The organism is Arthrobacter sp. Soil_C_60 (assembly GCF_057656375.1).
Genome location: NZ_JBDGKM010000005.1, coordinates 197,808 through 222,722, shown reverse-complemented (window position 1 = coordinate 222,722; position 24,915 = coordinate 197,808). Strand labels below are relative to the sequence as shown.

The 24,915-nt window shown below is 65.1% G+C and carries 19 protein-coding genes; 10 read left to right on the top strand and 9 right to left on the bottom strand.

All coding sequences use genetic code 11. The features are described from left to right. Nucleotides 1-8 precede the first annotated feature (8 nt). Genes hutG through AC3A4M_RS13115 form a run of 3 tightly spaced genes read left to right on the top strand, consistent with a single transcriptional unit; the run spans nt 9 to nt 5,211 of the window. Nucleotides 9-974 (top strand): formimidoylglutamase, encoded by a 966-nt coding sequence (gene hutG, locus AC3A4M_RS13125; protein WP_498736152.1) that lies wholly within the window; start codon nt 9-11, stop codon nt 972-974. Nucleotides 975-1,015: 41 nt separating this feature from the next. After that, a complete protein-coding gene (locus AC3A4M_RS13120; RefSeq protein ID WP_498736151.1) occupies nt 1,016-2,500 on the top strand; it encodes an amino acid permease in 1,485 nt (494 codons plus the stop codon). Continuing rightward, nucleotides 2,497-5,211 carry an aminotransferase class I/II-fold pyridoxal phosphate-dependent enzyme gene (locus tag AC3A4M_RS13115; protein ID WP_498736150.1) on the top strand — a complete coding sequence of 905 codons (2,715 nt, stop codon included), beginning with the start codon at nt 2,497-2,499 and terminating at the stop codon, nt 5,209-5,211. The genes AC3A4M_RS13120 and AC3A4M_RS13115 overlap by 4 nt, the downstream gene beginning before the upstream one ends. A gap of 150 nt (nt 5,212-5,361) precedes the next feature. Here AC3A4M_RS13115 and AC3A4M_RS13110 read toward each other — a convergent pair whose 3' ends face one another. Beyond that, nucleotides 5,362-6,363 carry an AsnC family transcriptional regulator gene (locus tag AC3A4M_RS13110; RefSeq protein ID WP_498736149.1) on the bottom strand — a complete coding sequence of 334 codons (1,002 nt, stop codon included), beginning with the start codon at nt 6,361-6,363 and terminating at the stop codon, nt 5,362-5,364. Nucleotides 6,364-6,489: 126 nt separating this feature from the next. Between AC3A4M_RS13110 and AC3A4M_RS13105 the strand changes: the two genes are divergently transcribed. Together AC3A4M_RS13105 and AC3A4M_RS13100 are read left to right on the top strand one after the other, a co-directional pair. Beyond that, on the top strand, nt 6,490-7,917 hold the full coding sequence (locus AC3A4M_RS13105) for an MFS transporter (RefSeq protein WP_498736148.1): 1,428 nt from the start codon (nt 6,490-6,492) through the stop codon (nt 7,915-7,917). A 26-nt stretch (nt 7,918-7,943) separates the two neighbouring features. After that, nucleotides 7,944-9,149 (top strand): M20 family metallopeptidase, encoded by a 1,206-nt coding sequence (locus AC3A4M_RS13100; protein ID WP_498736147.1) that lies wholly within the window; start codon nt 7,944-7,946, stop codon nt 9,147-9,149. Between the two features lie 99 nt (nt 9,150-9,248). On the opposite strand, the gene AC3A4M_RS13095 is transcribed toward AC3A4M_RS13100, so the two are convergent. The 5 genes from AC3A4M_RS13095 to AC3A4M_RS13075 form a co-directional block, all read right to left on the bottom strand. Beyond that, a complete protein-coding gene (locus AC3A4M_RS13095) occupies nt 9,249-11,147 on the bottom strand; it encodes an ABC transporter ATP-binding protein (protein ID WP_498736196.1) in 1,899 nt (632 codons plus the stop codon). A 233-nt stretch (nt 11,148-11,380) separates the two neighbouring features. Next, nucleotides 11,381-13,114, bottom strand: coding sequence for an ABC transporter ATP-binding protein (locus tag AC3A4M_RS13090; RefSeq protein ID WP_498736146.1), 1,734 nt, complete (start codon nt 13,112-13,114; stop codon nt 11,381-11,383). 175 nt (nt 13,115-13,289) lie between these two features. Then, nucleotides 13,290-14,270 carry a S1C family serine protease gene (locus tag AC3A4M_RS13085; RefSeq protein WP_498736145.1) on the bottom strand — a complete coding sequence of 327 codons (981 nt, stop codon included), beginning with the start codon at nt 14,268-14,270 and terminating at the stop codon, nt 13,290-13,292. A 97-nt stretch (nt 14,271-14,367) separates the two neighbouring features. Beyond that, nucleotides 14,368-16,764 (bottom strand): multicopper oxidase domain-containing protein, encoded by a 2,397-nt coding sequence (locus tag AC3A4M_RS13080; protein ID WP_498736144.1) that lies wholly within the window; start codon nt 16,762-16,764, stop codon nt 14,368-14,370. 147 nt (nt 16,765-16,911) lie between these two features. Next, nucleotides 16,912-18,063, bottom strand: a complete 1,152-nt coding sequence (locus AC3A4M_RS13075; protein WP_498736195.1) for an MFS transporter — start codon at nt 18,061-18,063, stop codon at nt 16,912-16,914. Between the two features lie 172 nt (nt 18,064-18,235). Between AC3A4M_RS13075 and AC3A4M_RS13070 the strand changes: the two genes are divergently transcribed. Continuing rightward, nucleotides 18,236-18,880, top strand: a complete 645-nt coding sequence (locus AC3A4M_RS13070) for a hypothetical protein (protein WP_498736143.1) — start codon at nt 18,236-18,238, stop codon at nt 18,878-18,880. A gap of 12 nt (nt 18,881-18,892) precedes the next feature. On the opposite strand, the gene AC3A4M_RS13065 is transcribed toward AC3A4M_RS13070, so the two are convergent. Continuing rightward, nucleotides 18,893-19,789 carry a dihydrodipicolinate synthase family protein gene (locus tag AC3A4M_RS13065; protein WP_498736142.1) on the bottom strand — a complete coding sequence of 299 codons (897 nt, stop codon included), beginning with the start codon at nt 19,787-19,789 and terminating at the stop codon, nt 18,893-18,895. Between the two features lie 139 nt (nt 19,790-19,928). Here AC3A4M_RS13065 and AC3A4M_RS13060 point away from each other — a divergent pair, with 139 nt between their 5' ends. Next, the gene (locus AC3A4M_RS13060; protein WP_498736141.1) at nt 19,929-20,747 is read left to right on the top strand and encodes a nitrilase-related carbon-nitrogen hydrolase; all 819 of its coding nucleotides are present in this window, start codon (nt 19,929-19,931) and stop codon (nt 20,745-20,747) included. Between the two features lie 815 nt (nt 20,748-21,562). Beyond that, nucleotides 21,563-21,802, top strand: a complete 240-nt coding sequence (locus AC3A4M_RS13055) for a DUF8462 domain-containing protein (RefSeq protein ID WP_498736140.1) — start codon at nt 21,563-21,565, stop codon at nt 21,800-21,802. A gap of 156 nt (nt 21,803-21,958) precedes the next feature. Here AC3A4M_RS13055 and AC3A4M_RS13050 read toward each other — a convergent pair whose 3' ends face one another. Next, nucleotides 21,959-22,120 carry a hypothetical protein gene (locus tag AC3A4M_RS13050; protein WP_498736139.1) on the bottom strand — a complete coding sequence of 54 codons (162 nt, stop codon included), beginning with the start codon at nt 22,118-22,120 and terminating at the stop codon, nt 21,959-21,961. Nucleotides 22,121-22,369: 249 nt separating this feature from the next. Here AC3A4M_RS13050 and AC3A4M_RS13045 point away from each other — a divergent pair, with 249 nt between their 5' ends. Both AC3A4M_RS13045 and AC3A4M_RS13040 read left to right on the top strand, forming a co-directional pair. Beyond that, on the top strand, nt 22,370-22,672 hold the full coding sequence (locus AC3A4M_RS13045) for an ArsR/SmtB family transcription factor (protein WP_498736138.1): 303 nt from the start codon (nt 22,370-22,372) through the stop codon (nt 22,670-22,672). Beyond that, entirely contained in the window at nt 22,669-23,178 is a 510-nt protein-coding gene (locus tag AC3A4M_RS13040; RefSeq protein WP_498736137.1) for an SRPBCC domain-containing protein, read from the top strand. The genes AC3A4M_RS13045 and AC3A4M_RS13040 overlap by 4 nt, the downstream gene beginning before the upstream one ends. 125 nt (nt 23,179-23,303) lie before the next feature. Here AC3A4M_RS13040 and AC3A4M_RS13035 read toward each other — a convergent pair whose 3' ends face one another. Further along, nucleotides 23,304-24,752, bottom strand: coding sequence for an MFS transporter (locus AC3A4M_RS13035; protein WP_498736136.1), 1,449 nt, complete (start codon nt 24,750-24,752; stop codon nt 23,304-23,306). Between the last annotated feature and the right edge of the window lie 163 nt (nt 24,753-24,915).

Here is a 24,915-nt window from a genome sequence, read left to right as displayed (position 1 = left end):
CCTTAACCATGTCCTCCCAGTTCGCCCCTCCGTCCGTCCGCCCAGTCTGGACTGGCCGCAACGACGGCGATTCGCCCCAGCACCGTCGCTGGCACAATGCCGTGGCCCAGGCCGTATCCCCCGATTCCACAACCGATGCTGAGAGCTCCACGGACACTTTGTCCATCGTCGGTTTCCTAAGCGACGAGGGGGTCCGGCGAAACCAAGGGCGTCCCGGTGCCCGGCATGCCCCGGCCGCAATCCGCCGGGCCTTGGGCCCGCTGGCGCTGCACGCCAGGTTTGCTGTCCACGACGCGGGGGACGTGGCCGTCAAAGGCTTCGGCCTCGAACCCGGCCAGGAATCCTTGGGGAAGAAAATTGCTGCCCTGCTGCCTCAGAGCCGGCTGGTGCTGGTACTTGGCGGTGGCCACGAAACCGCCTATGCCAGTTACCTGGGACTGGCCGGGTCCGGGCTGTTGGAGGGCAGGCGTCTGGGCATCCTGAACCTGGATGCCCACTTCGATCTGCGCCGTGATGCCCGGCCCAGCTCCGGAACGCCGTTCCTACAAATCGCTGAGGCCGAAGCGGCCGCCGGCCGGCAGTTCCGCTACGCCGTCGCCGGCATCAGCGCACCGAACAACACCCGGGCGCTGTTCGACACGGCCGACCGGCTCGGCGTCGAATACCTCACCGACGAGCAGTGTCAGGACGGCGCGACGCTGGAGCGTTTCGTGGCCAGCTTCACGGATTCGGTGGACCTGCTTTACCTGACCGTGGACTTGGACGTGTTACCGGCAGCAACGGCCCCAGGCGTGAGTGCGCCGGCCGCCTTCGGCGTCCCGTTCCCGGTCATCGCCGCTGCCTGCCGGCAGGCAGCGGCGAGCGGAAAGCTTGCACTGGCCGACGTCGTCGAACTCAATCCGGAGTACGACGACGACGGCGCCACCGCGCGCTGTGCCGCGCGCCTGCTGACCACCATTGCGCACTCGGCCTGACAGGCCGACCCCTACGCAGAAAGCAGTACGAGATGAAAACCATGACTAAAACCCAAGCCGCGGGCGGCCTGTCACGCGGCCTGACCGCACGCCATATCCACTTCATCGCCCTCGGCTCGGCCATCGGAACCGGGCTCTTCTACGGCTCTGCGGCCGCCATCGAAAAGGCCGGGCCGGCGGTGCTGCTGGCCTATATGATTGCCGGCGCCGCCGTCTTCGTGGTGATGCGCTCGCTCGGCGAGATGGCGGTGCGCCATCCGGTGCCCGGATCGTTCGGCCAGTACGCCAGCCGCTACTTGGGCCCGTTAGCCGGCTTCATCACAGGTTGGACGTTCGCCTTCGAGATGGTGATCGTAGCGCTGGCGGACGTCACGGCATTCGGCGTCTACATGGGGTTCTGGTTCCCGGACGTGCCGCGCTGGATCTGGGTACTGGCGATCATTTTCGTCATCGCCGGGCTGAACACACTGCATGTCAAAGTCTTCGGCGAAATGGAGTTCTGGCTCTCCCTGGTCAAGGTGCTGGCCATCGTGGCGATGATCATGGGTGGGATCGCCTTGATGGTCTTCGGGTTCCATCTGCAGGCCGAGGCCGCGGTGGGGCCGCAGAACCTGGTCGAACACGGCGGCTTCATGCCCCACGGTATCGGCGGGCTCATCGCGTCGCTGGCAGTGGTGGTCTTCGCCTTCGGCGGCATCGAGACCATTGGCATCACCGCTGGCGAGGCCCGGGATCCGGGGCGCAGCATCCCGAAGGCGATCAACACGGTGCCGGTGCGCATCCTGCTCTTCTACGTACTCACCCTGGGAGTGATCATGTCACTGTTCCCGTGGGACAAGATCGGGTCCGAGGGCAGCCCTTTCGTGCAGATCTTCGCCGAACTGGGCGTCCCCGCCGCTCCTTCGATCCTGAATGCGGTGGTCATTACGGCGGCTATCTCTGCAATCAACTCGGACATCTTCAGTGCCGGGCGGATGCTCTTCGGCCTAGCCCAGCAAGGGCACGCCCCGCAGGCCTTCGCCAAGGTCTCGCGCAACGGCGTCCCGCTGTTGACTGCAGCCATCATGGGCTGCACGCTGCTCATCGGGGTGGTCCTGAACGCCCTGCTGCCGGAGCAAATCTTCCTGATCATCGCCTCGATCGCCACCTTCGCTACCGTCTGGGTCTGGATCATGATCCTGCTGGCGCATATCGCCATGAAGCGCGAGCTGGCACGCAAAAACGCCGCGCCTTCGGCCTTCCCTGTGCCGTGGTGGCCGTTCGCCAGCTATGCGGCGCTGGCCTTCATGGGTCTGGTGCTTGCGGTACTCGGCTTCTTCGAGGATACCCGGGCGGCGCTGGTAGTCGGCGTGGTCTGGATCGGGCTGCTGGTGGCCGCCTACCGGATCTGGGTCAAGGGGCACGGCCGGCAGAAGGCGAGCCTGGAGGATACAAGCGAGGACCCGGCCGAAGACGCCGCCCGGGAAGCAGGCCAGGACACAGCGCCGGACGTCCGGGAGACAATACAGCAGACGGGTAACCGGTGAGCAAGCTATTGGAGTCTGCGCAGCCCAAGGAGCAGGCCGGCTGCCTCGACGCTCCCGGCAGCGTCTGGCGGACGCGGGCGGATGACTGGGAGTTCCTCGCCTACGCCACCCGGCAGCTGGCTGGCGGATGGCGGCCTGCCGGCCAGCCCGCAAATCAGCAGGACCAACCGGGAAGCCAGGCGCTGGCCGCCGAGTGCCAGCGGCGGCTGGCACGGCTCGAACCAATCGAGGCTTACTGGTCCTTTCCCGGCCCAGGACACGTGGAACGGATCCGCCGCTGCTTGGGCGCCGGGGATGCCCGGGCCGCCCTCACCCTGATCGAAGCCGTGACTCGGCGCCTTCAGCCGGTACACGGCGAGGACGGGGACGGAGCCGGGGAAGAGTCGGAGGTGCCGGCACGACGCACGTTCGAGGTCCTCGTTATCGACGACGTCCCGCCGGCGGAACGGGCGGCGCTGCAGGAGTCCATGCACCGGCTGCGGCATGCCTCCGATGAGTTCACTTACACCGTCAACGTCGTCCCCAGTGTTGAGGACGCCCTGGTGGCGGTGCTGCTGAACCCGGATATCCAGGCCTGCGTAGTGCGGCCCGGATTCGTCAACCGCTCGCAGGCTTGCCTGGGCAGCGGCTTGGCCGGGTACGTCAGCACGCTCGCCGGCGCCGATCTGGAGCGGCTGGCGGCGCTGCCGCGCACCCTGCGGCTCGCCGAAGCGCTCACCGAGCTGCGCCCGGAGCTGGACCTGTACCTGATTGCCGCCGTCTCCATCGAGGAGCTAGCCGAGTCCCTGGCCCGCAGGTTCCGGCGGGTGTTCCGGTGGCAGGCGCTGCAGGAGCTGCATCTGTCCATTCTGGCCGGAGTCGCCGAGCGCTATGAAACGCCGTTCTTTAATGCGGTGCGCCGGCACAGCCAGCGACCCGCCGGTGTATTCCACGCGATGCCCATCTCCCGCGGCACCTCGGTGGTCACCTCGAAGTGGATCGGGGATCTGGGGGATTTCTACGGACTGAACCTGTTCCTGGCCGAGACTTCCACGACTGCGGGCGGGCTGGATTCGCTGCTGGATCCGCATGGCACGTTGCGAGCCGCCCAGAGCAAGGCGGCGCGTGCTTTCGGCGCGCAGCGGACCTATTTCGTGACCAACGGGACCTCGACGGCGAACAAGATCGTCACGCAGTCCATCGTGGCCCCCGGGGACGTGGTTCTGGTGGACCGGAACTGCCACAAGTCGCACCACTACGCCCTGATGTTGGCCGGAGCCCGGGTGGCTTATCTGGAGGCCTACCCGCTCGATGATTACTCGGTCTACGGCGCGGTTCCGCTGCAGAGCATCAAAAAGATGCTGCTGGACTACCGTCGGGCCGGACGGCTGGACGAGGTGAAGCTGATCGCCCTGACCAACTGCACCTTCGACGGCATCGTGTACGACGTGCATCGGGTGATGGCTGAGTGCCTGGCAATCAAACCGGATCTGGTCTTCCTCTGGGACGAGGCCTGGTTCGCCTTCGCCGGCTTCCATCCGGTGCTGCGCCGGCGCACCGCGATGGCCTCCGCCCGCCGCCTCGAGCAGGAACTGGCAAGCCCGGAAGCCGCAGAGCGCTACGCGGAGCAACTGGCAGTGTTGCACGATGCCGACACCGGCGAGCCGCTCGACGACGAGGTGTGGCTGCACACCCGCCTGGTCCCGGATCCCGCCCGTGCCCGGGTGCGCGTCTATGCCACCCAGTCCACGCACAAGACCCTCACCGCGCTGCGCCAAGGCTCCATGATCCACGTGCATGACAGGGACTTCAACCGGCTCAATGCCGAGTCCTTCCACGAGGCGTACATGACGCACACCTCCACCTCACCGAACTACCAAATCCTCGCTTCCCTGGACGCCGGCCGCCGACAGGTGGAGCTGGAGGGTTTTGAACTGGTGCAGCGACAGATGGATCTGGCGGGGAGCATTGCCGCGGCGGTGGAACGGCAGCCGCTACTGCGAAAATATTTCCGGATCCTCGGCGCTGGGGACCTCGTGCCGCAGGCCTACCGCGAAAGCCACTCATCGCAATCCCAGCTTGTGGGCCTGGCGGAGTTGGATCGCGCCTGGCGCGAGCACGAATTCGTGCTGGATCCAAGCCGGCTGACGCTGCACATCGGGCTGACCGGCGTGGACGGGGACACCTTCCGCAACGGCTACCTGATGGACAGGTTCGGCATCCAGGTCAACAAGACCTCCCGCAACACCGTGCTGCTCATGACCAATATCGGCACCACCCGCAGTGCCGTGGCCTTCCTGATCGAGGTCCTGGTCCAGCTGGCTGAGGCCTTCGACGAGGAGCAGGCGGGGATGAGCCCGCTCGCACTGCAGGCCCGGCAGGTCCGGGTAGCCTCGCTCACTTCGGCGCCGCCCCCGCTGCCGAACTTCAGCCGCTTTGCGGACCGTTTCCGCTCCGGCCCGGACACCCCCGACGGCGACCTCCGGACCGCCCATTTCCTCACCTACCGGGAAGGCTCCTGCCGTTACCTGCAGCCGGAGGCTGCCGCGCGGCTCGTGGCGGACGGCGAGGAGCTGGTCTCCGCCGCATTCGTTACCCCATATCCCCCGGGCTTCCCGGTGCTGGTACCCGGGCAGGTGATCACTGGGGAGATCCTCGACTACATGGCCGCGCTGGACGTACGGGAGGTGCACGGCTTCCATCCGGAATTCGGATACCGGGTTCTGGCCTAAAGTTGGAACTGCCACCCTAATGATGAGCGTGTTCGCCGCCGCCTATATTCTCGGACTGGCTGTCACCCTGCTGCTGCCGGGGCACTCTCAGAGCATATAGACCGGAGGCGGGGTCGTGGTCGCCAGACGGTCAATATCCGGGCCCTAGGGTCAGGCCTCATGCCACAAGGGCAAGGGGACAACGCCGCGGCTGCGGCCCGACTCGTCCAGCAGGTGGCCGAGACGTTTGTAATTGCGTACCACTGCCTGCCGTGAAATGACGACGCTTCCTGGCGCACGTGTTGCCAGCTCCAGCTCGTGCCGTTGAATTTCCAGATAGTCATGTACCCAGAGCGTCACAACCAGGTTTTGGGCGCCCAGGACCTGTGCGCTGAGACGACAGCCTGGCAAACCTGCAAAGTACCGGCCCACGGACTGCACGTGCGTTGCCGGTACGTTCAGAATCAGGCTGACCTCGCGCAAACCCTTCTGGACGGCTATGGAAGTATCACATCTCATGGTCATGTGTCCGGCGGCAAGAAAGCGCTCCACTCGACGCCGGGCAGTCTGGGAAGACACACTGCAGGAAACGCCCAGTTCCGCCCAGCTGGCACGGCCATCACGGGCCAGCTCGGCCAGCAAGGCCGCATCCAGCCTGTCCGGTGAATAGCCGGCCGGTGCAGGCCGGACTTCCGTAGCGATGAGCCTCGCCTGCGCGGGTGCCAAGGTGCCGCTGCGCCATTCCGAGGCCTGTCGGTACAGCTCGGTAACAAAAACTACGTCCCGGTGGGTCACGCCGGGTAGGTCCGCGAAGGCGCCGGTGATAATGGCCATCAGTTCTTCGTGGCTCGAAGCAAAGCAGTCGACGAACAGGTCGTGCGGCCCGGATACCAGAGACACTGTGCCGAAGGCGGGTTCCGCGCAGAGCCGCCGGACGAGCTCCGTGTGCTCGGCTGGCAATGAGGACAGGTGGATGAAGGCCGACCATCCGGCCTTGAGGTAGCGGCGCCCCGGAGCAGGTGTGATCCACGCAAGTCCCTGTTCCCTGAGTGCACTCCAACGGCGCGCAAGAGTGGGACCGGAGAGCCCAATGGCCTTCCCGATCCGGCTCCATTCAGCCCGTGGGTTGATCTGTAGGGCGTTCACGATTTTGAGATCCATTTCAGAGATCATGGCTGATTCTTTCAAAAAAACAGTTGTATGGAGGTTTTATTCGTATTTTCTCATTTGTCTTGTTCCCATAACTAACGTGGTGACTCGCATCACTACAGACGATGGTGCCTCAACAGAAGGAATTCCATGGCAATGAGAACAGCAACGCCGACGTCGGCGGGGACCACCCGGCGGACCGTCACGGGAATGATCGTGGCAATGGCCCTGATCGAATCCCTCAGCGGGGTCACACAGGGTTATCTGAACCCGATCCTGCCCGCGCTCGGGCCCGTCTTTTCGATCGACGACCCGACAATCAATGGCATCTTCCTTATCGCGAGCGTCAGCTTTGCGGTACTAACTCCGATCATTTCGCGCCTCGGCGACAGCTATGGCTACAGGCTCGTGCTCCGATGCTCAACTGCGGTCGTCGTCGCTGGAGTGCTCATGATGGCCCTGGCACCCTCGTTGTGGACCGTGACGATAGGCGTCGTGTTCCTCACCTGCGTCGTGGGGTTCATTCCGCTGATGATGGGAATCCTCCGGGTCAGCAGCCCCGAGCACACCCGCACCGGAGTCAGCGTGATGATCGGCATGCTCATGATCATGGTGGGCGCCGGCGGACTGCTTGCCGGGATCGTCGGCGTCGATGATCCAACCCTAGGTTTTTGGGTGGCGGTCCCGTTCGCCATCGTGGCCCTGGTCTGTTCCTTCCTCCTGCCCGACGCCGGCACTCCCACCCGAGAAGGAATCGCGTTCGTGCCGCTGCTGGCTTGTTCCTTGGGCTTAATCGGCTTCGTGCTGGCCCTCTCCATGGGCCCGGACTGGGGCTGGCTGGACATCCGGACACTCGGGTCCGGTCTCCTGGGACTCGTATTGCTGGCCTACTGGGTCGTGCGGGACGTCCGCGGCGCCAAGGTTGGAAAGTGCTTCATGGATCTTCGCATGCTCTCTATTCCGCGTATCCGCGCGGTCTCTCTCGCCACGTTCTTCTTCGGCTTCGCCTCCATCAGCTACTTCGGCACGAACGGCATCTTTCTGCACGCCGACGCTACCGAAACTGGCTACGGCTTCGGGCTCAGCCCTCTGGCGATCGCGATTGTCCTCGCCCTGGCGTCGGTACTCTCACTCTTTTCTTCCTTGCTCACCGCCAGGACACTCAGAATGTTCGGTGAACGTGCCACCCTTGTGCTCGCTGGACTCCTGCTGGCCGCCGGCTTCATCGTCATGGTCCTTGTCCATGGTTCGTTGGCCGGGTACTGCGCGGGGTTTGCCTTGTTCAACCTGAGTCTGGGCATGTACCAAGCAGCGACCCGGTCACTTTCAGTGGAAGGGGTACCGCTAGAGGAAACGTCGACGGCGGCCGGGCTGAATGAACTGGCGCTGTCGGTCGGCATCGCGGTGGGTGCCGCCGTCGTGAAACTGCTCTCATCGTCATTCGAGGAGTCCGGGCATATCAGCGAGGGCGGCCTTATCGCTATCTGGGGCGCACTCGCCGCCGGGGCTTTGATTGCTGCAGCAGCATCCGCCTTCTATCCGAAGCGGCCCGTGCCCACTGCTGGGGTATCCGCGTGAGTCCGGCCCGTCTGTCTTCAGGGGATGTGGCCTCTGTCCCTTCGGCGGTGATCGAGCATCGTGTTGCGGCGGCTTTGGAGCACTGGGAGCAGGCGATTCTTGGCCTCAGCCATGCCATTTATGCCGACCCTGAGCTTGGCGGCCAGGAGTTCAGGGCCGTCAAACGTGTCCGTGAGCTACTCCGCTCCGCGGGATTCAGTTTTGACGATGCTCAGCCATCGCTACCTACCGCTTTCAGCGCCCGGTACGGATCCGGTGAACTTATCGTCGCGCTGTGCGTCGAATACGACGCACTGCCGGAAATCGGCCACGCCTGCGGACACAACGTGAACGCGGCTTCCGCCGTGGGAGCGGCCTTAGCGCTGGCCGCCGTCGCCGACGCTCTCGGGATCACAGTTAAGGTGCTAGGCACTCCCGCAGAGGAAACCACAGGCGGCAAGGTCGATCTCATCGAGGAAGGCTGGTTCGAGGATGTTTCCCTCGCCATGATGGCCCACGCCGGGGCTGAGGACGTAGTGGGGAGTTCGTCCCTGGCCATGTGTATGTGGGACGTGCTCTATGAAGGCCGGCCGGCCCATGCGGCAGTAGCACCCCATGAGGGCGTCAATGCCTTGGACGCCCTCATGGTCGCACAGACGGCCATTGCCTTGGCGCGGCAGCAGCTTCCCCCTGGTTCCGTCATCTCTCTGATCGTCAGGGAAGGCGGTAGCGCGGTCAATGTCATTCCTGAGCGGACACGGGCGAGCGTGGAGATGCGTTCACCCAGCCTCGACAATCTGCGCGTCATCGAGGAACGGGTGCGCCGGTGCCTTGAGGCCGGGGCCCTCGCCAGCAGTTGCAGTCTCAAAATCACGCCTGTAGGCAACGCCTACGCTGAACTGCGGCAGGACCGGTTTCTCAGCACTGCTTATCGCGATGCCATGGCCACCAGGGGGAGGGAAGTTACCTATAGTGAGGAACCGGTAGCTTCCACTGACATGGGCAACGTTTCCCGGCTCGTTCCGAGCATCCATCCCCTGCTTGGATACGACGTAGGAGGCTACGCCCACCATACGGCCGGGTTTGCCGCCTACGGCTCGTCCGCATCGGCAAACAGGGCAGTGCTGGACGGGTCCTTCGGCCTCGCGATGTCGGCAAGTGCAGCGGCGCTGAATCCGGAGCAAAGGAAGCGCCTGCTCCGTAACAGCGTCCCCTCAATGGCGTTGCCTGTGCCAGAGGATCCGCCGTACTGACAGCACACTCCCAGCGGGCCGTATGTATCGGTAACGGCACATACGGATGCCCAGCGTTCAAGACCCGGCATGGCAGACCAGTTTCGACGTCGTTATTCGCTACACCGTATCCGCAGCAGCGGCGAACTGGGACATGTATAGCCGGTAGTACGCGCCCTGGGCTTCAAGCAGTTCCGCATGGTTGCCCTGCTCCACAATCTGCCCGTCCTCCATCACCAGGATGATGTCGGCGTCGCGAATCGTGGAAAGCCGGTGCGCGATCACAAAACTGGTCCGGTCAGTGCGCAGCGCCGCCATGGCGTGCTGGACCAGCAGCTCGGTCCGGGTGTCCACCGAGCTGGTGGCCTCGTCCAGAATGAGCAGCGACGGGTTGGCCAGGAACGCGCGGGCAATGGTGATCAGCTGCTTCTCGCCCGCGCTGACGTTGTTGCCCTCTTCGTCGATCACGGTGTCGTAGCCATCCGGCAATGCCCGCACAAAGCGTTCCACGTAGGTGGCCTTCGCCGCCTCCAGCACCTGCTCTTCGGTGGCGTCGAGATTGCCGTAGCGGATGTTCTCCGCAATGGTGCCGCCGAAGAGCCAGGCGTCCTGCAGCACCATGCCCACCTTGGAGCGCAGCTCGGCCCGGCTGAGCTGAGTGATGTCCACGTTGTCCAGGGTGATCCGGCCGGAGTTCAGCTCGTAGAAGCGCATCACCAGGTTCACCAGCGTGGTCTTGCCGGCCCCGGTGGGCCCTACGATCGCCACCGTTTCGCCGGGCTTCGCCGCGAAGGACAGGTCCTCGATCAGCGGCTTGTCCGGGGTGTAGCTGAAGCTGACGTGCTCGAATTCCACATGGCCGTCCGTCTTGGCCGGCAGGGATTTGGTGGCCGTGTCCGGTTCCTGTTCCTCGGCGTCCAGCAGTTCGAACACCCGCTCTGCGGAGGCGACGCCGGACTGCAGCATGTTGGCCATGCCGGCCATCTGGCTCAGCGGCTGGTTGAACTCGCGCGAGTACTGGATGAACGCCGTCGCATCGCCCAGGGTCATGGAGCCGGAGGCCACGCGCAGCCCGCCCACCACCGCGATCCCCACATAGGAGAGGTAGGAGATGAACTGCATGACGGGCATGATCATGCCGGAGACAAACTGCGCGCCGAACGAGGCCTTGTAGAGCTCCTCGTTCTTCTCGTCGAACTGCGCCAGCGATTCCTTCTCCCGGCCGAAGACGCGAACCAGGTCGTGGCCGCTGAAGGACTCCTCGATGTGCCCGTTCAGCTGCCCGGTGTTCTTCCACTGGGCGGCAAAGAGCTTCTGGCTCCGTGCGCCGATCAGACCGGCGCCCACGGCGGAAAGCGGCAGCGCGATCAGGGCGATCACGGCCAACTGCCAGGACACGATGAACATCATGACCGTGATGCCGATCAGGCTCAGTGCGGACATGATCAGCTGCGCAAAGGCCTGCTGCAGCGCCTGCTGGACGTTGTCGACGTCGTTAGTTACCCGGGAGAGCAGATCGCCGCGCTGGCGGGTATCGAAGTAGTTCAGCGGCAGCCGGTTCAGCTTGTCTTCCACGTCGCGGCGCAGGTTGTAGACCACGCGCATGACCACCTTGTTCAGCACGTAGCCCTGCAGCCACATGAAGAGCGAGGACACCACGTACATGCCCAGCACAATCGCGATCAGCCGGCCCAGCAGCTCGAAATCGATGCCGGCGCCGGGCGTGATTTCCATCCCGGACAGCAGGTCCGCGAACTGGTCCTGCCCCTGCGCGCGCAGCCCCGCGATCACCTCTTCCTGGCTGGCGCCGGCGGGGAGGTTGCTGCTGATGGCGCCGTTGAAAATCACGTCCATCGCGTTGCCGAGGACCCGCGGGGCGATGACATTAAGTACGACGGCGATGATCACCATCGCGAGCACCACGGCGATTGCTGCCTTTTCCGGCTTCAGCAGCCCGAAGAGCCGCTTGGCGGACGGCCCGAAGTGCTTGGCCTTCTTCGCCGGCGTGCCGCCGAACATGTCGCCGTCGGCCTCGGTGGGCTGGAACTCCTCCTCAAGGACCTGCGCCTCGGCATCGGCGGCCGCGCCGGGAGTGGGTGCCACCACCGGGTCGATGGTGGGCCCGTCAATGGGGCGGTCTATGGCAGGGCCGTCGCTGGTGGGCGGGTCGAAGGTACGCGAGCTGGTCGCGCGGCCGTCAGATGTGCGGCCGTCGTCCTGCCGGAGGTCCTTGTCCGTGTCCTTGTCCGTGCTCATGCCACCTCCTCCGCCTGGGTCTGCGATTCAACAATTTCCTGGTACGTGGGCGAGGTTTCCAGCAGTTCCTCGTGGGTGCCGCGGGCCACGATCTGCCCGTGCTCCATCACCAGGATCTGGTCCGCCTCCGTGATGGTGGTGACGCGCTGGGCCACGATGATCACTGTGGCGTCCTTGGTCTTCGCCTTCAGGGCCGCCCGCAGCCGCGCATCCGTAGCCACGTCCAGCGCCGAGAACGAGTCGTCGAACAAGTACACCTTGGGCTTGGCCACCAGCGCCCGCGCGATGCACAGCCGCTGGCGCTGCCCGCCGGACACATTGGTGCCGCCCTGCGACACCGGCGAGTTCAAACCGTGCTCCTTGGCCAGCACGAAATCCGCGCCCTGGGCTACGGTCAAGGCTTCCCAGAGGTCGTCGTCGTGCGCTTGCGGGTTGCCGAAGCGCAGGTTGTGCGCGATGGTGCCGGAGAACAGGTACGGCCGCTGCGGCACCAGCGCCACGCGGTCCGTAATGTCCGGGCGCGCCATGCTGGTGATGGGGATGCCGTCGAGCAGGACCTCGCCGCTGCCGACGTCGAAAAGCCGGGGCAGCAGGGAAATCAGCGTGCTCTTGCCGGCGCCCGTACTGCCCACAATCGCCGTGGTCTGCCCGGGTCGGGCGGTGAAACTGACATCGTTGAGCACCGGGGCTTCGGCGCCCGGATAGGCGAAGGAGACGTTCCGGAACTCCACCACGCCGGCCTTGTCCGCCGGCTGCAGCGGCTGCTCGGGCTCGTGGATGGAGGGCTTGACGCCCAGCACCTCGCCGATCCGCTCGGCACAGACCGAAGCGCGCGGAATCATCATGGCCATGAACGTGCCCATCATGACCGCCACGAGGATCTGCAGCAGGTACTGCAGGAACGCGGTCAGCGCGCCCACCTGCATCTCCCCCGCGTCCACCCGCAGCCCGCCGAACCACAGCACGGCCGCCGTGGCCAGGTGCAGGATCATCCCGATCGCCGGGAACATCAGCACAAACAGCGAGCCCACGGCCAGGGACACGTCTGTCAATTCCCGGTTGGCCTTGCCGAACCGTTTGGCCTCGAACGGCTCGCGGACAAAGGCCCGCACCACGCGGATGCCGGTGACCTGTTCGCGCAGCACGCCGTTGATGTTGTCGATCTTGGTCTGCATGGACCGGAACAGCGGCATCAGTCGCCAGACCAGGAAACCAACGACGACGAACAGCGCAGGTACGGATACCCACACCAGCCAGGAGAGCGCAAGGTCCTCGCGCAGCGCCATGATGATGCCGCCGATGCACATGATGGGTGCCGCCACCATGAAGTTCAGGCCCATCAGCACCAGCATCTGGACCTGCTGCACATCGTTGGTGCCGCGGGTGATCAGGCTGGGCGCGCCGAACTCGTTGACCTCCTGGGCCGAGAAGCCGGATACCTTGTGGAAGACGCCCTTGCGCACATCACGGCCGACGGCCATGGCCGCTTTGGACCCGAACCAGACCGCGGCGATCGCCGTCGTTACTTGGATCAGGCTGACCCCGAGCATGACCATGCCGGTGTTCCAGATGTATTCGGTATCGCCGCGGGCCACGCCCTGGTCGATGATCTGGGCGTTCAGGCTGGGCAGGTAGAGGGCCGCGATGGTCGCTGCGAGCTGCAGGATGACCACCGCCAGGACCAGTGACAGGTAGGGCCGTAGGTAGTGACGGACCAGTTTGATCAGCATGAAGCCGGTTCCTCGGGATCGTGAGTGTTTAGCCAGGGTGCGGGGGTGCCGCGACAGACGGCGCCGGTTGCCGGACGGCGCCGCAGATAAAGCCGCACCCTAGCGTATGCCTGCGATCGGGAACTGTCTATCAGTCGAAAGGACGATCTTTGGGCGGGCGCTGAGGCTCGGTCAGTTAGACGGATTCGGTCATCTCCTCCGGCACGGCGATGACGTCCACCAGCGCGCCCGAGCGCATGACGGTGACGGGGAAGGGCACACCGATGGCGTCCGAAAAGAGCAGCTTCTGCAGGCTTTCGGCGCTGGCCACTGGACGGCGGCCCGCGCTGACTACCAGATCGCCCTGCTTCAGGCCGGCCTTGGCGGCCGGTGAACCGGGAATGACCTCGACGACGCGCAGGGCGTGGCGCTGCCCGTTGCGCAGCTTGACGGTGGCCGGCAGCTGGACCGGGGTACTAACCAGGCCGAGGTAGGCGCGCCGGACCCGCCCATCGGTCAGCAGTGCGGAAATGATGCGGCGGGTGGTGGCGTTGATGGGGATGGCCAGGCCCAGACCGGCGCCGGCCACGGCCGTGCTGATGCCGACGACGTAGCCGCGGCTGTCGGCGAGCGCGCCGCCGGAACTGCCCGGGTTAAGCGCAGCGTCCGTCTGAATGACGTCCTCGATCACCCGCCTGCTGCCGCCGGACCAGGCAGGCATCGAGCGGCCGAGACCGCTCACCACTCCTGCGGAAACGGAGCCGTTCAGCCCCAGCGGGTTGCCAACAGCAATGACTAACTGTCCCACCCGCAGCGCTTCGGCATCACCGAGCCGGGCAGGCGCCGGCGTGGCCGACAGTCCGCGGAGGACTGCCAGGTCGGACAGTGGGTCGGCGCCGATGATGTCGATGTCCGCGGCGCTTCCGTCCGCAAATACTGCCAGCCCTTCATTCGCGCGGGCGACCACATGCGCGTTGGTCAGCAGGTAACCGTCTTCGGTGAACACCACGGCCGAACCGGCACCCACCCGGACCGGGCCGTTGCGGCCATGGCGCGCCATCTCGATGGCAGCTACGTGCGGGGTAACGGACTCCGCCACGCGGATGACGGTCCGTGAGTAGGCATCAAGCGGGTCTTCGGCGCCGGGGGCTGGACCGGCGCCGGGTGTTGCGTTCACAGCGCACTTCCTCGAACAGTTGGTGATCTATTAAAACCACCTCGGGTCCGTGGTTGATCCGGCAGGCGCTACGCCTTCGGTGAACGCTTCCGGCCTCCTATACAGCGTTGATGGTTATCGTCTTGGTGGCCCGCACCTGCCCGGGCACCCAGGACAGGAACTTGATATGCATGAGGTACTTGCCGGGCGCGGGCGGGCGCAGCAGGAAGTCGTACTTTTCCGCCGCGCCGGAGGCAATCCGGCTGGTAATGAGTGGAAACTTGCTGGACCAGACCGGCTCGGATGGGCCGTTAGGAATTGCCGTATGCCGGAAGGGACGCCCATCATGGGCAATCAGGTCGGCCATCGCCACCGGTTTCCCCGTCAGATCGGTGAATTCCGTCAGGGTAGGGAAATAGTCCACGTTGACCATGCGAACCAACGTCGGTGCTAGCCCGCTTTGCTTCGTATTCGCCTTCATACTGGAGAAGGCCCAGACCCGGCGGCCGCCCGGCCGCTTGGGGATGACTCCGCCCAGGGTATAGAAATGCTTGGCCTTGAACCGGTTCAGGCCGGCGTCCTCGCCGGAGAGGCCGGCGGCGTGGTTCATCTCATGCCAGCTTGGATCGACCGAATAGGGCAGCAGCGCTGTTTCAGTGGCAATGTCGTACTCCGGGCCGTCAACGAAGGCGCGCCTTGTCCCCGGCTTCGGCGGCTTCACCCGGTCGATGGCAGGGTCCACGATGACCACACCGAACATGCCCATCTGGACATGCAGCGGAGTGTTGACGTGGCAGTGGTAGAAATACGTACCGGATCCACCGCGGTTCGGATTGCCTGCTTCGCCGACGTCCGGCCTCAGTTGGTAGGTGTAGTGGCCGGTGACCTCATAGGAGGTGTGGCCCACGCCGTCGTTGCGTGGATCGGGTTCGAGGCCATGCCAATGGATGGTGTGCACGCGCTTGCTCGGTTCAATGGTTCCGTGAAAGATGTCGCCTTCCGTGAACCGCGCCAGCGGACCGGGCAGACCGCGGTCCTTGCTATCGGTGGCAAAACTCCAGATATCGTGTTCTGCACCGTCCGGGAATTCGAGCTCCCGGCCGAAGAAGTCGAAGATCATTGAGACGTCCGGGCGCTGTCGGAACAGGGTTTCCGGGCTCCCCTCATGCGGCTGGTCTGAGGCGAAATCCACCTGGCTCTCGTACTTATGGTGGGCCTCGGCCTCCTGTTCACCGGCCAGCACCCAGTCCGCAACCAGGCCGCCCGGGTACAGGCCGCCGGCCGCCGTCTGTGAAGGTTCCGCATGGCAATGCATGGGATACCGCCAGTCTTCCTTACGGGCTTCCCACACGGCGTCGACACAGTCCGGCGGGCGCACCATCGGCAGAATGGCTTCTTTGCGTTCAAGCGGCGAAAGGGAAACGGTGTCTTCCCATTGCTGGAGGCTCACGTGGCCATCCGCCATCACTGATCCCCTGTCGCGCCGGAAGTCCCGCCCGTTCTCCCGGACGGTCCAGACATGGTTGCCGTGGTAATGCAGCTGGTGTCCCACGATGCCGGCGTTGACCATCCGGATCAGCTGTCCGGTCCGGACTGTTCCCGCGGCCGGCGACTGGCTGAAGTTCCGCACGTCCGTCAAGCGGGGGAAACCGGAGGGAAGGCTGTCTTCCTCCCGCTCTTCGTTCAATTCAGGGTCATCGGAGACGCCCAGGGACCGGAAGCCGGCCTCGTCATTCAGATTGAAGTAGCGCGGGGCTACGTCCGTCCCGATGCTGTCGAGCTTGCCGCCCCGGGAGGCAACGCTGGCCCACTCCGGCACCACGTTATGGCACATCCACAGCCATTGGCGCTCGAACTCCGGACCCTTCGGGCCGAGATGCCAAGCCCGGGCAGGGTCGATAACCACCAGTACCCCGTAAAGGCCCAGCGTGCGTTCAACAGCACCGTTGGTTGGATCTGTATAGAGGTACGTCCCCGGAGCGGGGGCCTTCAGGTCCAGCCTTCCGGTCGCGCCGGGGCTGATGGATCCGGTGGTGACGTCCCCCCGGTTAGCTCCCGCCCCGTGGATGGCAAGTTCGTGGGGCTGCGAAAGACGGTTGTGGATGCGCAGCCTGATGGTGCTTCCCACCTCCGCGATAATGGTCCGCTCCGGAAAATAGCTGGCCCAGTATCGGCGTTTTGGCAGGTAGTAGTACTCTTCCTGCGGATCCGGACGTTCCGGCGCGGGCCTGCCATGGGGCGGCAGCGGCCGGCCCAGCGGATAGGTACGGCTCTCGACTACCTGGCCGGACGCGGTAAAGATCCGCGGAGCTATCCTCAGGCTCGGGTTCGGGTCCGACGCCGCCGTCTGGCGGTCTCCAAAACCACGGTGGTAGATCAGCGCGCCGTCGACCATGGGCACAAAGCCCTCGTTGATGTAGAGATCCAGCACGCCAGCCGAACCAGTGGAACCGGTCCTGACGTTGGTGGCGGGCCCCGTTCCGCGCCGCAAAAGATTGGATAGACCGTTCCCCATGACTAAAGCCTCTCGATGCAAGTACTAATCCCCACAAGAAGTACTGCACCTAGTACGTCACCCCCATCTTGGAAAACCCTTGATCCGGAGGCTCCGCTTAGTTCACGACGGCGGATCGGACAGGCCCACGCCCAGCTCCTCTAGCGGCTATTTCGCCTCGGAACCACGCAAGGCGAGCACCGCCGTCGCACCTGCGAACAGCGCGAGGACGGCGGCAAAGATGGCGACGCCGGACCAGCCGAACTGCACGAAAAACAGGCCGCCGGCCCAGCCGAGCAGGCTCGATCCGGCATAATAGAACAGGTTGTAAAGGCCGGAGGCCTGGGACTGGCCCACGGTTGCCAGCCGCGGCGTCCAGCCCGACGCCACCGAGTGCGCGCCGAAGAATCCTCCGGTGAAGACCACCAGGCCCACCAGGATGACCGGCAGCGAATCGGCCAGCGTGATCGCCAGGCCCGCGATAATCACCGGGATGCTGGCGAGCAGCACCCGCAGCCGCCCGAACCGCACCGTCAGCCCGCCCGCCAAACGCGAGGACACCGTGCCGGCCAGGTAAGCCAGGAAGAGCAGGCTGGCCAACGACGTCGGCAGGTTGAAGGGCGGCGCCTCGAGCCGGAAGCCAAGGTAGTTGTAGACCGCGACGAAGCCGCCCATCAGCAGGAAACCCTGCGCGTAGAGGGCCAGCAGCCGCGGCGAGCGCAGGTTGATGAGGATGCGCTCGGCCAGCTTGGGCCCCTGCCCACGGACTACCGGCCGGAAACCGCGCGGCGCCGGGGCCAGCCGGACAAAAAGGACGGCGGCGACGCCGGAGAGCAGGCTCACCGCGAGCACGCCCGCGCGCCAGTCGGTAAACTCCGCCACCGGACCCGCCACGAGCCGCCCGGCGAGGCCGCCGATGGTCGTGCCCGCGACATAAGTGCCCGCGGTCACCGCAGCGTGCAGCCGCTGGACCTCCTCGTTCAGGTACACCAGTGCGACGGCGGGGATCCCGCCCAGCGCCGCGCCCTCCAGGAAGCGCAGCGCCAGCATGGCAGGAAACGTCGGGGCGAGCGGCAGCAGCAAACCAAGTACGACGGCGGCACTGATCGCCCAGGTCATCGTGCGTTTCCGGCCAGCCCGGTCGGCGATGGCGGACCACGGGATGACCGCCAGCGCCAAGCCGATGGTGGCGGCGGAAACGCTCAGGGCAGCGGCGGCCGCTGAAACCTGGAAGTCGCGGGCGATGCCGGGCAGCACGGCCTGCACCGAGTAGAGCTGGGCGAAGGTGGCCAGTCCGCCGAAGAGCAGCGCGATCAGCATATGCCGGTAGGCCCTGCTGCCTTTGGGGTGCCCCGGCCAGGGCTGCTGGTCCGCCGTCGTCACGCTTTAGATGCTAGGCGTCTTCCGGGCGCCGTCGTTAAACGGGGCCTGCACATGAACCGGTAGGCTGGTCCGGGCCGCATGGGCCGTTGGGACTTCACAGGGGGAAGCAGTGCGTAACGCCAGGCGTGGAACGGTCATGATGCTGGCGGCCGCGGCCCTGCTGGCTGGCTGCAGCGACAACGCCCCGGAACCTGCACCAACGCCGACGGCGACTCCCACCTGCCCCGCGGTGGACCCGGCCTCGGTGCAGGCCGAGCCAATCGGCAAAGGCTCCGCGGCACAGGTGGCCGCCAATGTACTGGCCAGTTACACCGCTTGGGCCAATGCCGGCACCGAACTGGCCGCCTCCCCGCCGTGGAGCGGCGCGGCCCTGCCGGCGAGCTGCGCCGAAGACCTCGCCCAGCTCCACCGCGACGCCTATGCCGGCACGCTCTTCGTCACCCGGTCGGACGTTGCGTGGGAAGCGTATTACGACGAGCAGCGCGATGTGAACGAACGGAACATCGCGCTGGCGCTGGAAGCTGGCCACCCCACCAACGGCGAATACGAACTCATGACCATGAAGGAACACTCCAGCACCGACGCCGGCACCTTCCTTAAGTTCGACGCCGCGTACATTCCCCCGCGTGGGGACGGATTCCCGCCCGTCTCGGCCGAGACCGTGAAGGCCCAGGAATGGTACGTGGCCTTGGTGCCGTGGGACGGGTTCATGATCATCGACTACATCGAGCTCAAGGACTCCGCCGACAGCTGACCCGGTGCCGCACTACCGGTCGAGGCCGAGGTCGTGGATGGTCGCGGCCACACGGGCACGCTGCTCCTCGTTCAGCCCTTGGATCGGCAAGGGCAGGCTCGCCCCCGGGACGAGTCCCAGCTGTTCCGCGATGGCTGCGACTACCCGGATGCTCCCGCCGAACTCGGCGAACAACTGCCACAACGGTGCGAGCCGTTCAGACTCGGCGAGCGCGTCGGAGACCCGTCCTTCCAGGGCAGCGCGGGTAATCCGCAGGGCCGGCGCGGGCAAGGTTCCTGCGATGACCGAGTACCAGGTATCGCAGCCGGCGGCCAGGCCCGCTGCCGCCTTGGCATCGCCGGATACCCCGATGGTTACGTGCGCCGGGACAGCTGCGCAGATTTCCTGGATCCGCGCCCGTGCCTGCTCCGGATCGTCCGGAACACCGGGGATTTTGATGGAAGCGATACCGGGAAGTTCCGCGATGCGTCCGTAGAGCTCGGTCGTGAACGTGAAGTGCGTGGTGCCCGGATTGTCATAGACGATGACGGGCAGCGATGAATTGAAGGTGACCGTCTGGAACAGTTCGAACACGTCGTCGTCGGTCAGGGGCTGGTACGTCATGGGCGCGAGCAGGAGGCCGGAAGCGCCCGCCTGCTCGGCCTTTTCAGCGTTTGCGAGGACCTGCGAGGTCCGCAGCGCCCCGATGCCAATGAACACCGGTGTTCCGCCAGCGTGCTCAACAGCCAGGCGGGCTACGCGGCTTCGCTCCTCACTGCTGAGGTAGGCGTAGGACCCGGTGGATCCGAGCGCGGTGATGGAATCTACCTTCGCGTCCGCGAGCCGTTCGATCAGGCCGCTGAAAGCAGCCTCATCCACCGCGTCATCTGACAGAGGGGTCAGGGGGAAGGCACTCAAGCCTGCGAACATCGTTGTCTCTCCTGTTGGTCGAGGGTCCTGTGCGTTTCATCCCTGCGCGACTTGGGGCAGGTGCAGTTTATCCTGCGGTGTTGCGCCGTTTCCGCTTAGGCTGATTCCGGCGGGTACTTAAATATAGAAGGAGGACCGGATGCGGATCGCGGTGATGCAGGCTGCCGGCGAGGTGCTGGACGTCGCGGGGAATCTTGCTCTGGTTGCTCGCGCCGCAGCCGAGGCGGAGGCAGCAGGAGCCGACGTCTTGGTCACCCCTGAACTGTTCATCTGCGGTTACGCACCTCTGGCCATTCAGTCCTCCCTGGGTCCAGAGTTATCCCGCATGATCGACGACGGCGCCGCCCAGATTGCGCGCGAACACCGGATCGGGCTGGTCTACAGTGCACCGGCAGCAGCCGACGGCGGCGGCTGGCACATTACCGCTGCGTTGCTGGGCCGGGCCGGGAATGAGCTCCTCCGGTATGCCAAGGTGCATTTGTTCGATCGCGAAGAACAGCAGGTTTTTGTGCCGGGCGAAGCTGCGCCGTCGGCGGTGGATTTCGAGGGCACCCGGGTGGGCCTGCTGATCTGCTATGACGTCGAATTCCCCGAGCCCGTCCGGGCCTTGGCCGACGCCGGCGCGGACGTGGCGCTGGTGCCGACGGCGCTCGGATCCGGCTTCCAGGACGTGCCCGGAATCCTGCTGCGGGCCCGCGCCTTGGAAAGCCAGCTAGCCATCGCCTACGCCAACCACACCGGGGCGTTGCCCGCGGACGCCGGCCAGGAGCTGCTGCTTGGCGGCCTCAGCGTGATCGTTGGCCCCGACGGCGCCTTGCTCGCCCAGGCAGGAACCGACACGGCGTTCGAAGTCCTGTGGGCAGACATCACCGCCGACGACGTCGCTGCTGCCCGCCTCCACGTGCCCTACCTTCGTGACCGCCGCCCTGCGCTTTACCGTGCCTGGCAGCAGCCGTAGCCCTACCACTAGCATTGTTAGCTGTGGTTCTTGTGCCTCTTCAGATGCAGATCTGAACGGCTGCGGCCGCGCTCGTCCGGCGCTTCCTTTGAATGCGGGCATCCATGCCTGTTCCAGGATCTGTTGTCCCATGCTGACGCCCGCGGCTTGTGTAGGAGGTGACAAGTGCCTCCTCTCGGCTGGCGTGTCCGCGGCGGTTCGAGAGGCGCAAGCCCGCGGTGAATTTCCAGTACAGTTCGCTTGCTCAGCAGTATCGATTCACTTCCAAAAGCGCTTCGAGAACTCAAGCAAGGCGCGCTCGTTCGCTTCAAATGACCGCCGATCCCGCCCATTTCAGCCGCGCATTCCGGAAGCAATACTGCGTTTGCCCTGGTAGTTTCCGGACCCGCCGGCGAGCAGGACGACGACGCTCCCCTGCAGCTCGGAAACGCTTGTGTCCTCAACCGAAGGCGGGACGAGTTAACGCCGGTAAAAGCGCGACTAATGCTGGCTGTTGTGTTTACGAAGGCGGGCACCGGTGGGCCAGCCTCGCGGAGTGACGATGATTCCTTGTATTGAGTTCATTTGTGTGAGGTTATGACACGTTATGCAAGAAACAGAATAAAGGGACATAACCAGGCATGAGTCTGACGGCTCTTCGAGTACCGGCCGATCGGAAAGCTTGCACGCAAGGATGCGCAGGAATCTTTCACGGTTCCGGCCGTACGTGCTGGCGGCAAGTTCGCCCCCTGCCGCGATTGACCTCCTCGTCGAGGCCTCCGGACAGTACCCGTACTTCATCCAGGAATTCGGCAACGCCCTATGGGAAGTAGCACTTGACACTCCGGTCACGAGCGAGGAGGCCGAGGGCTGCCGTTGCCGCCAGACTCCGCCGCCTGGCCGCCAGCTTCTTCCTCTCCCGCTGGGACCGCGCCGCTCCCCGCGAACGTGACTACATGAACGCGATGGCAAAAGACGATGAAGGCCCGTCCGGTACCGGCGAGATCGCTACCCGACCGGGGCGCAAAGTCACCAGCCGGGGCAAGCTCCGCGGCGCACTCGTTTCCAAGCATTGATCTACCCCGAATACGGGCAGCTCGCCTTCACCGTTCCTTGCATGGCCGACTTCATCGAACGGCAGAACCTCGAACTCCCCGGTCAGCATTAGACATCACAGCGTTCGCACCCCCTGCACGACAAGCAGTTTCCAATAGAACATGAACACATCCCTGTCAATCCGGAGGCCCTGCGGCAGCCGTGTCACCCTCCGCTCTGGACCACGCTCCGGCGAGTGCTTCGCCCATTTCCTGCACGATCATGTGCCCCGCGGCTGCGGCCCCCAACGCGAGCAGCACCAGGGCGGCATAACCAAACCTGAACGCTGTCTTCCCCATGAAGTTCATTGTGAGGCCGCTTCACCCTGCCGGCCGGCAACGACGCAGCGGGTCGCACCGGATTCTTCAGAACGAGGGACATGGGCGGAAGATCGAAGCCGGAGGGGCCCCTATCCGGTCGGGCATGGCCGGATACGGCATTCTCCACGCACGGCATCCAGACCTTCTCCTTTGTGAGGACAGCTAGATGTGAGTGGGCTCGACAGGGTCGCGCAGGACGTTCATATTTCCAAATGGTAATATGATGACATGAGCGCCTACGCCGCCCTGGCCGAACCTCACCGCAGGCAGATCCTCGACCTGCTCCGCGATAGCGAACGGCCCGCCGGAGAGCTCGTGGAGCATCTTGGGCTTAGCCAACCGGGCGTCTCTAAACACCTCAAGGTGCTACGTGAGGCAGGGCTCGTCGTGGTGCGCGCAGAGGGCAAGCAACGTCTTTATGCATTGCGCCCTGAACCCCTTGCAGAGGTCGACCAGTGGCTGGAGCCCTACCGGATGTTCTGGTCCAGCCGCCTCGACGACCTTGAACGACACCTAAAGGAGAACCCATGACCGACGGAACCCTCGAAACAATCAACGGTCGACCCGCCCTGCGCTTCGAGCGCACCCTCCCCCACCCGGTCGAGCGCGTATGGCGGGCAGTCAGCGACCCCGCAGAACTTGAGCGCTGGTTTCCAGCGGTCGTCCAATGGACACCGGCAGCCGGGGAGAAAATTGAGGCATACGGCATGACCGGCGAGGTCACTGAAGTCGATCCGCCCCGCCTCCTGAAATGGATCTTCAACGGCGATGAGTACAGCTTTGAGCTGGGGCCGGACGAGGAAGGCTGCCGCCTGGTCTTTACCCACGTCTTCGACGAGGGCACCCCGACAGCGCAGACAGCGGCAGGATGGGAGAGCTACCTCAAGCGTCTTGATGCCCACCTCGCGGGCGGGCACCTGTCCGAGGAGGCGGCGCACGAGTCATGGGGAGAAGTACACGAACGCTATGCCGAACGCTTCGGAGTTGACCCGGAACCCGGACGGCGCTTCTGGTCCCAGCTGCGCGCCAACCGATGACTGATCCGCGGACCTCGCGGGCCAAGTTCGGAGACCTCAACTGCCGATAACACAGCGGTTGAGGGCCTTACGGCCCTCTTGAACATGAGGAAGCGGACGGGGCTCTCAGGTGAAGGTTCGGTTCCTCAGGTAGTGGGTCCGGCTGCGCCCGCCATCATGCCGGGCTTTTCGTGTTCGGGGGTAGGGCGGGGGTTGAGCATGGCAAGTGCCAGTACTCCTGCGGTGACCAGTAGACCGGCCGCGGCTGTTAGGGCCGCGCTGTAGCCGGCGGTGAGGGCGGAGCCCGTGGCGGCATCTGCGTACTCCGGTCCAGTTGAAACGGTCGCGGCGATTCCGGCCAGCAGGGCCAGGCCGAGCGCGACGCCGATCTGCTGGGCAGAGTTGAGCAGAGCCGAGGCGATGCCGGCCTTGTCCGGGTCGACACGGTAGACGGCCGCCTGGGTGAGCGCGATGACGCCGAGGCCGAAGCCGAGTGCGAGGACGAACATGGCCGGCGCCAGATGCAGCCAGCAACCAGAGTCGACGTCGATAGTGGAGAACCAGAGTGCAGCCAGGGCGCTGAGGAGCGCCCCGGCCCCGGCGATGTAGCGTGGAGCGATCCGCAGCAGCAGTTTCGGGGCGCCACCGGCGCCGAGCACGAGCCCGGCCGCGAACGGCAACCAAGACAGACCTGTTTGGATCGGGCTGAGCTGCTGGACCTGCTGGAGGTAGAGGGTGATGACGTAGAAGGAACCCATGGGGCCGATGGCCAGCAACAGCATCGCCGCATAGGCGCCGGCGCGGTTGCGGTCCCGGAACAGGCTCAGCGGGACCAGGGGGTTGCGGCTGCGGGCCTGAGTGAGGGTGAAGACGATTAGCAGGACGACGGCGGACCCGAGCAGGAGCAGCGCGGCCGGGTCGGTGAATCCGGCCTCGCCGAACCGGGTGATGGAGTACACGAGGGCGACCATGCCGCCGGTACCGAGCGCCCCGCCGATAACGCCGAGCCGCCCCTGGTGGCGGTCCGCGGCGACGAGCGTGCGGCTGCCCACGAGCACAAGCAGGCCGATGGGAATGTTGATGAAGAACACCCACCGCCAGCCGAGGGTGTCCGTCAGGATACCTCCGAGCAGCAGCCCGATGACGATGCCGAGGGCTGACATCGCCGCGTAGAGGGACAAGGCGGTGTCGCGCGTCTTGCGGTCCGCGAACGTGGTGGCAATCAGCGCCAGGGCGTTGGGCGCGACCATCGCTGCCCCCACGCCTTGGGCGGCGCGGGCGATGATGAGCATCTCCGTGTTCTGCCCGAGGCCTCCGGCCAGTGAGGCCAGCACGAAGACCGCGATCCCCCATTGGAGGGTGCGGCGCCGGCCCCACAGGTCACCGGTCCGGCCGCCCAGCAGCAGAAGGGCGCCGAACGCGAGGATGTAGGCGTTGACGATCCAGGGCAGATGCACCGCATCCACGCCCAGTTCCCGTTGAATGCTCGGCAGCGCGATGTTCACGATCGAGTCATCGAGCACCAGCATCAGCTGGGCCGTCGCGATCACCAGCAGGGGCATCACGCCTGCCTGCTGCCTATTCCTTATTGCCACACTTCTCCTTCATCCGCTACCGGGCAGTTTGCCTTGTTCATCCGGGCTGGCCCCGCCCGTAAGCCTTCCAGCCCTCGGAGGCATGGAACTGCCGCCTGAGCGAGTACTTCAGACTCCACTATGTGAGCTCCTCAGGCGGCCCGTTTTCATATTGGTACCGGCT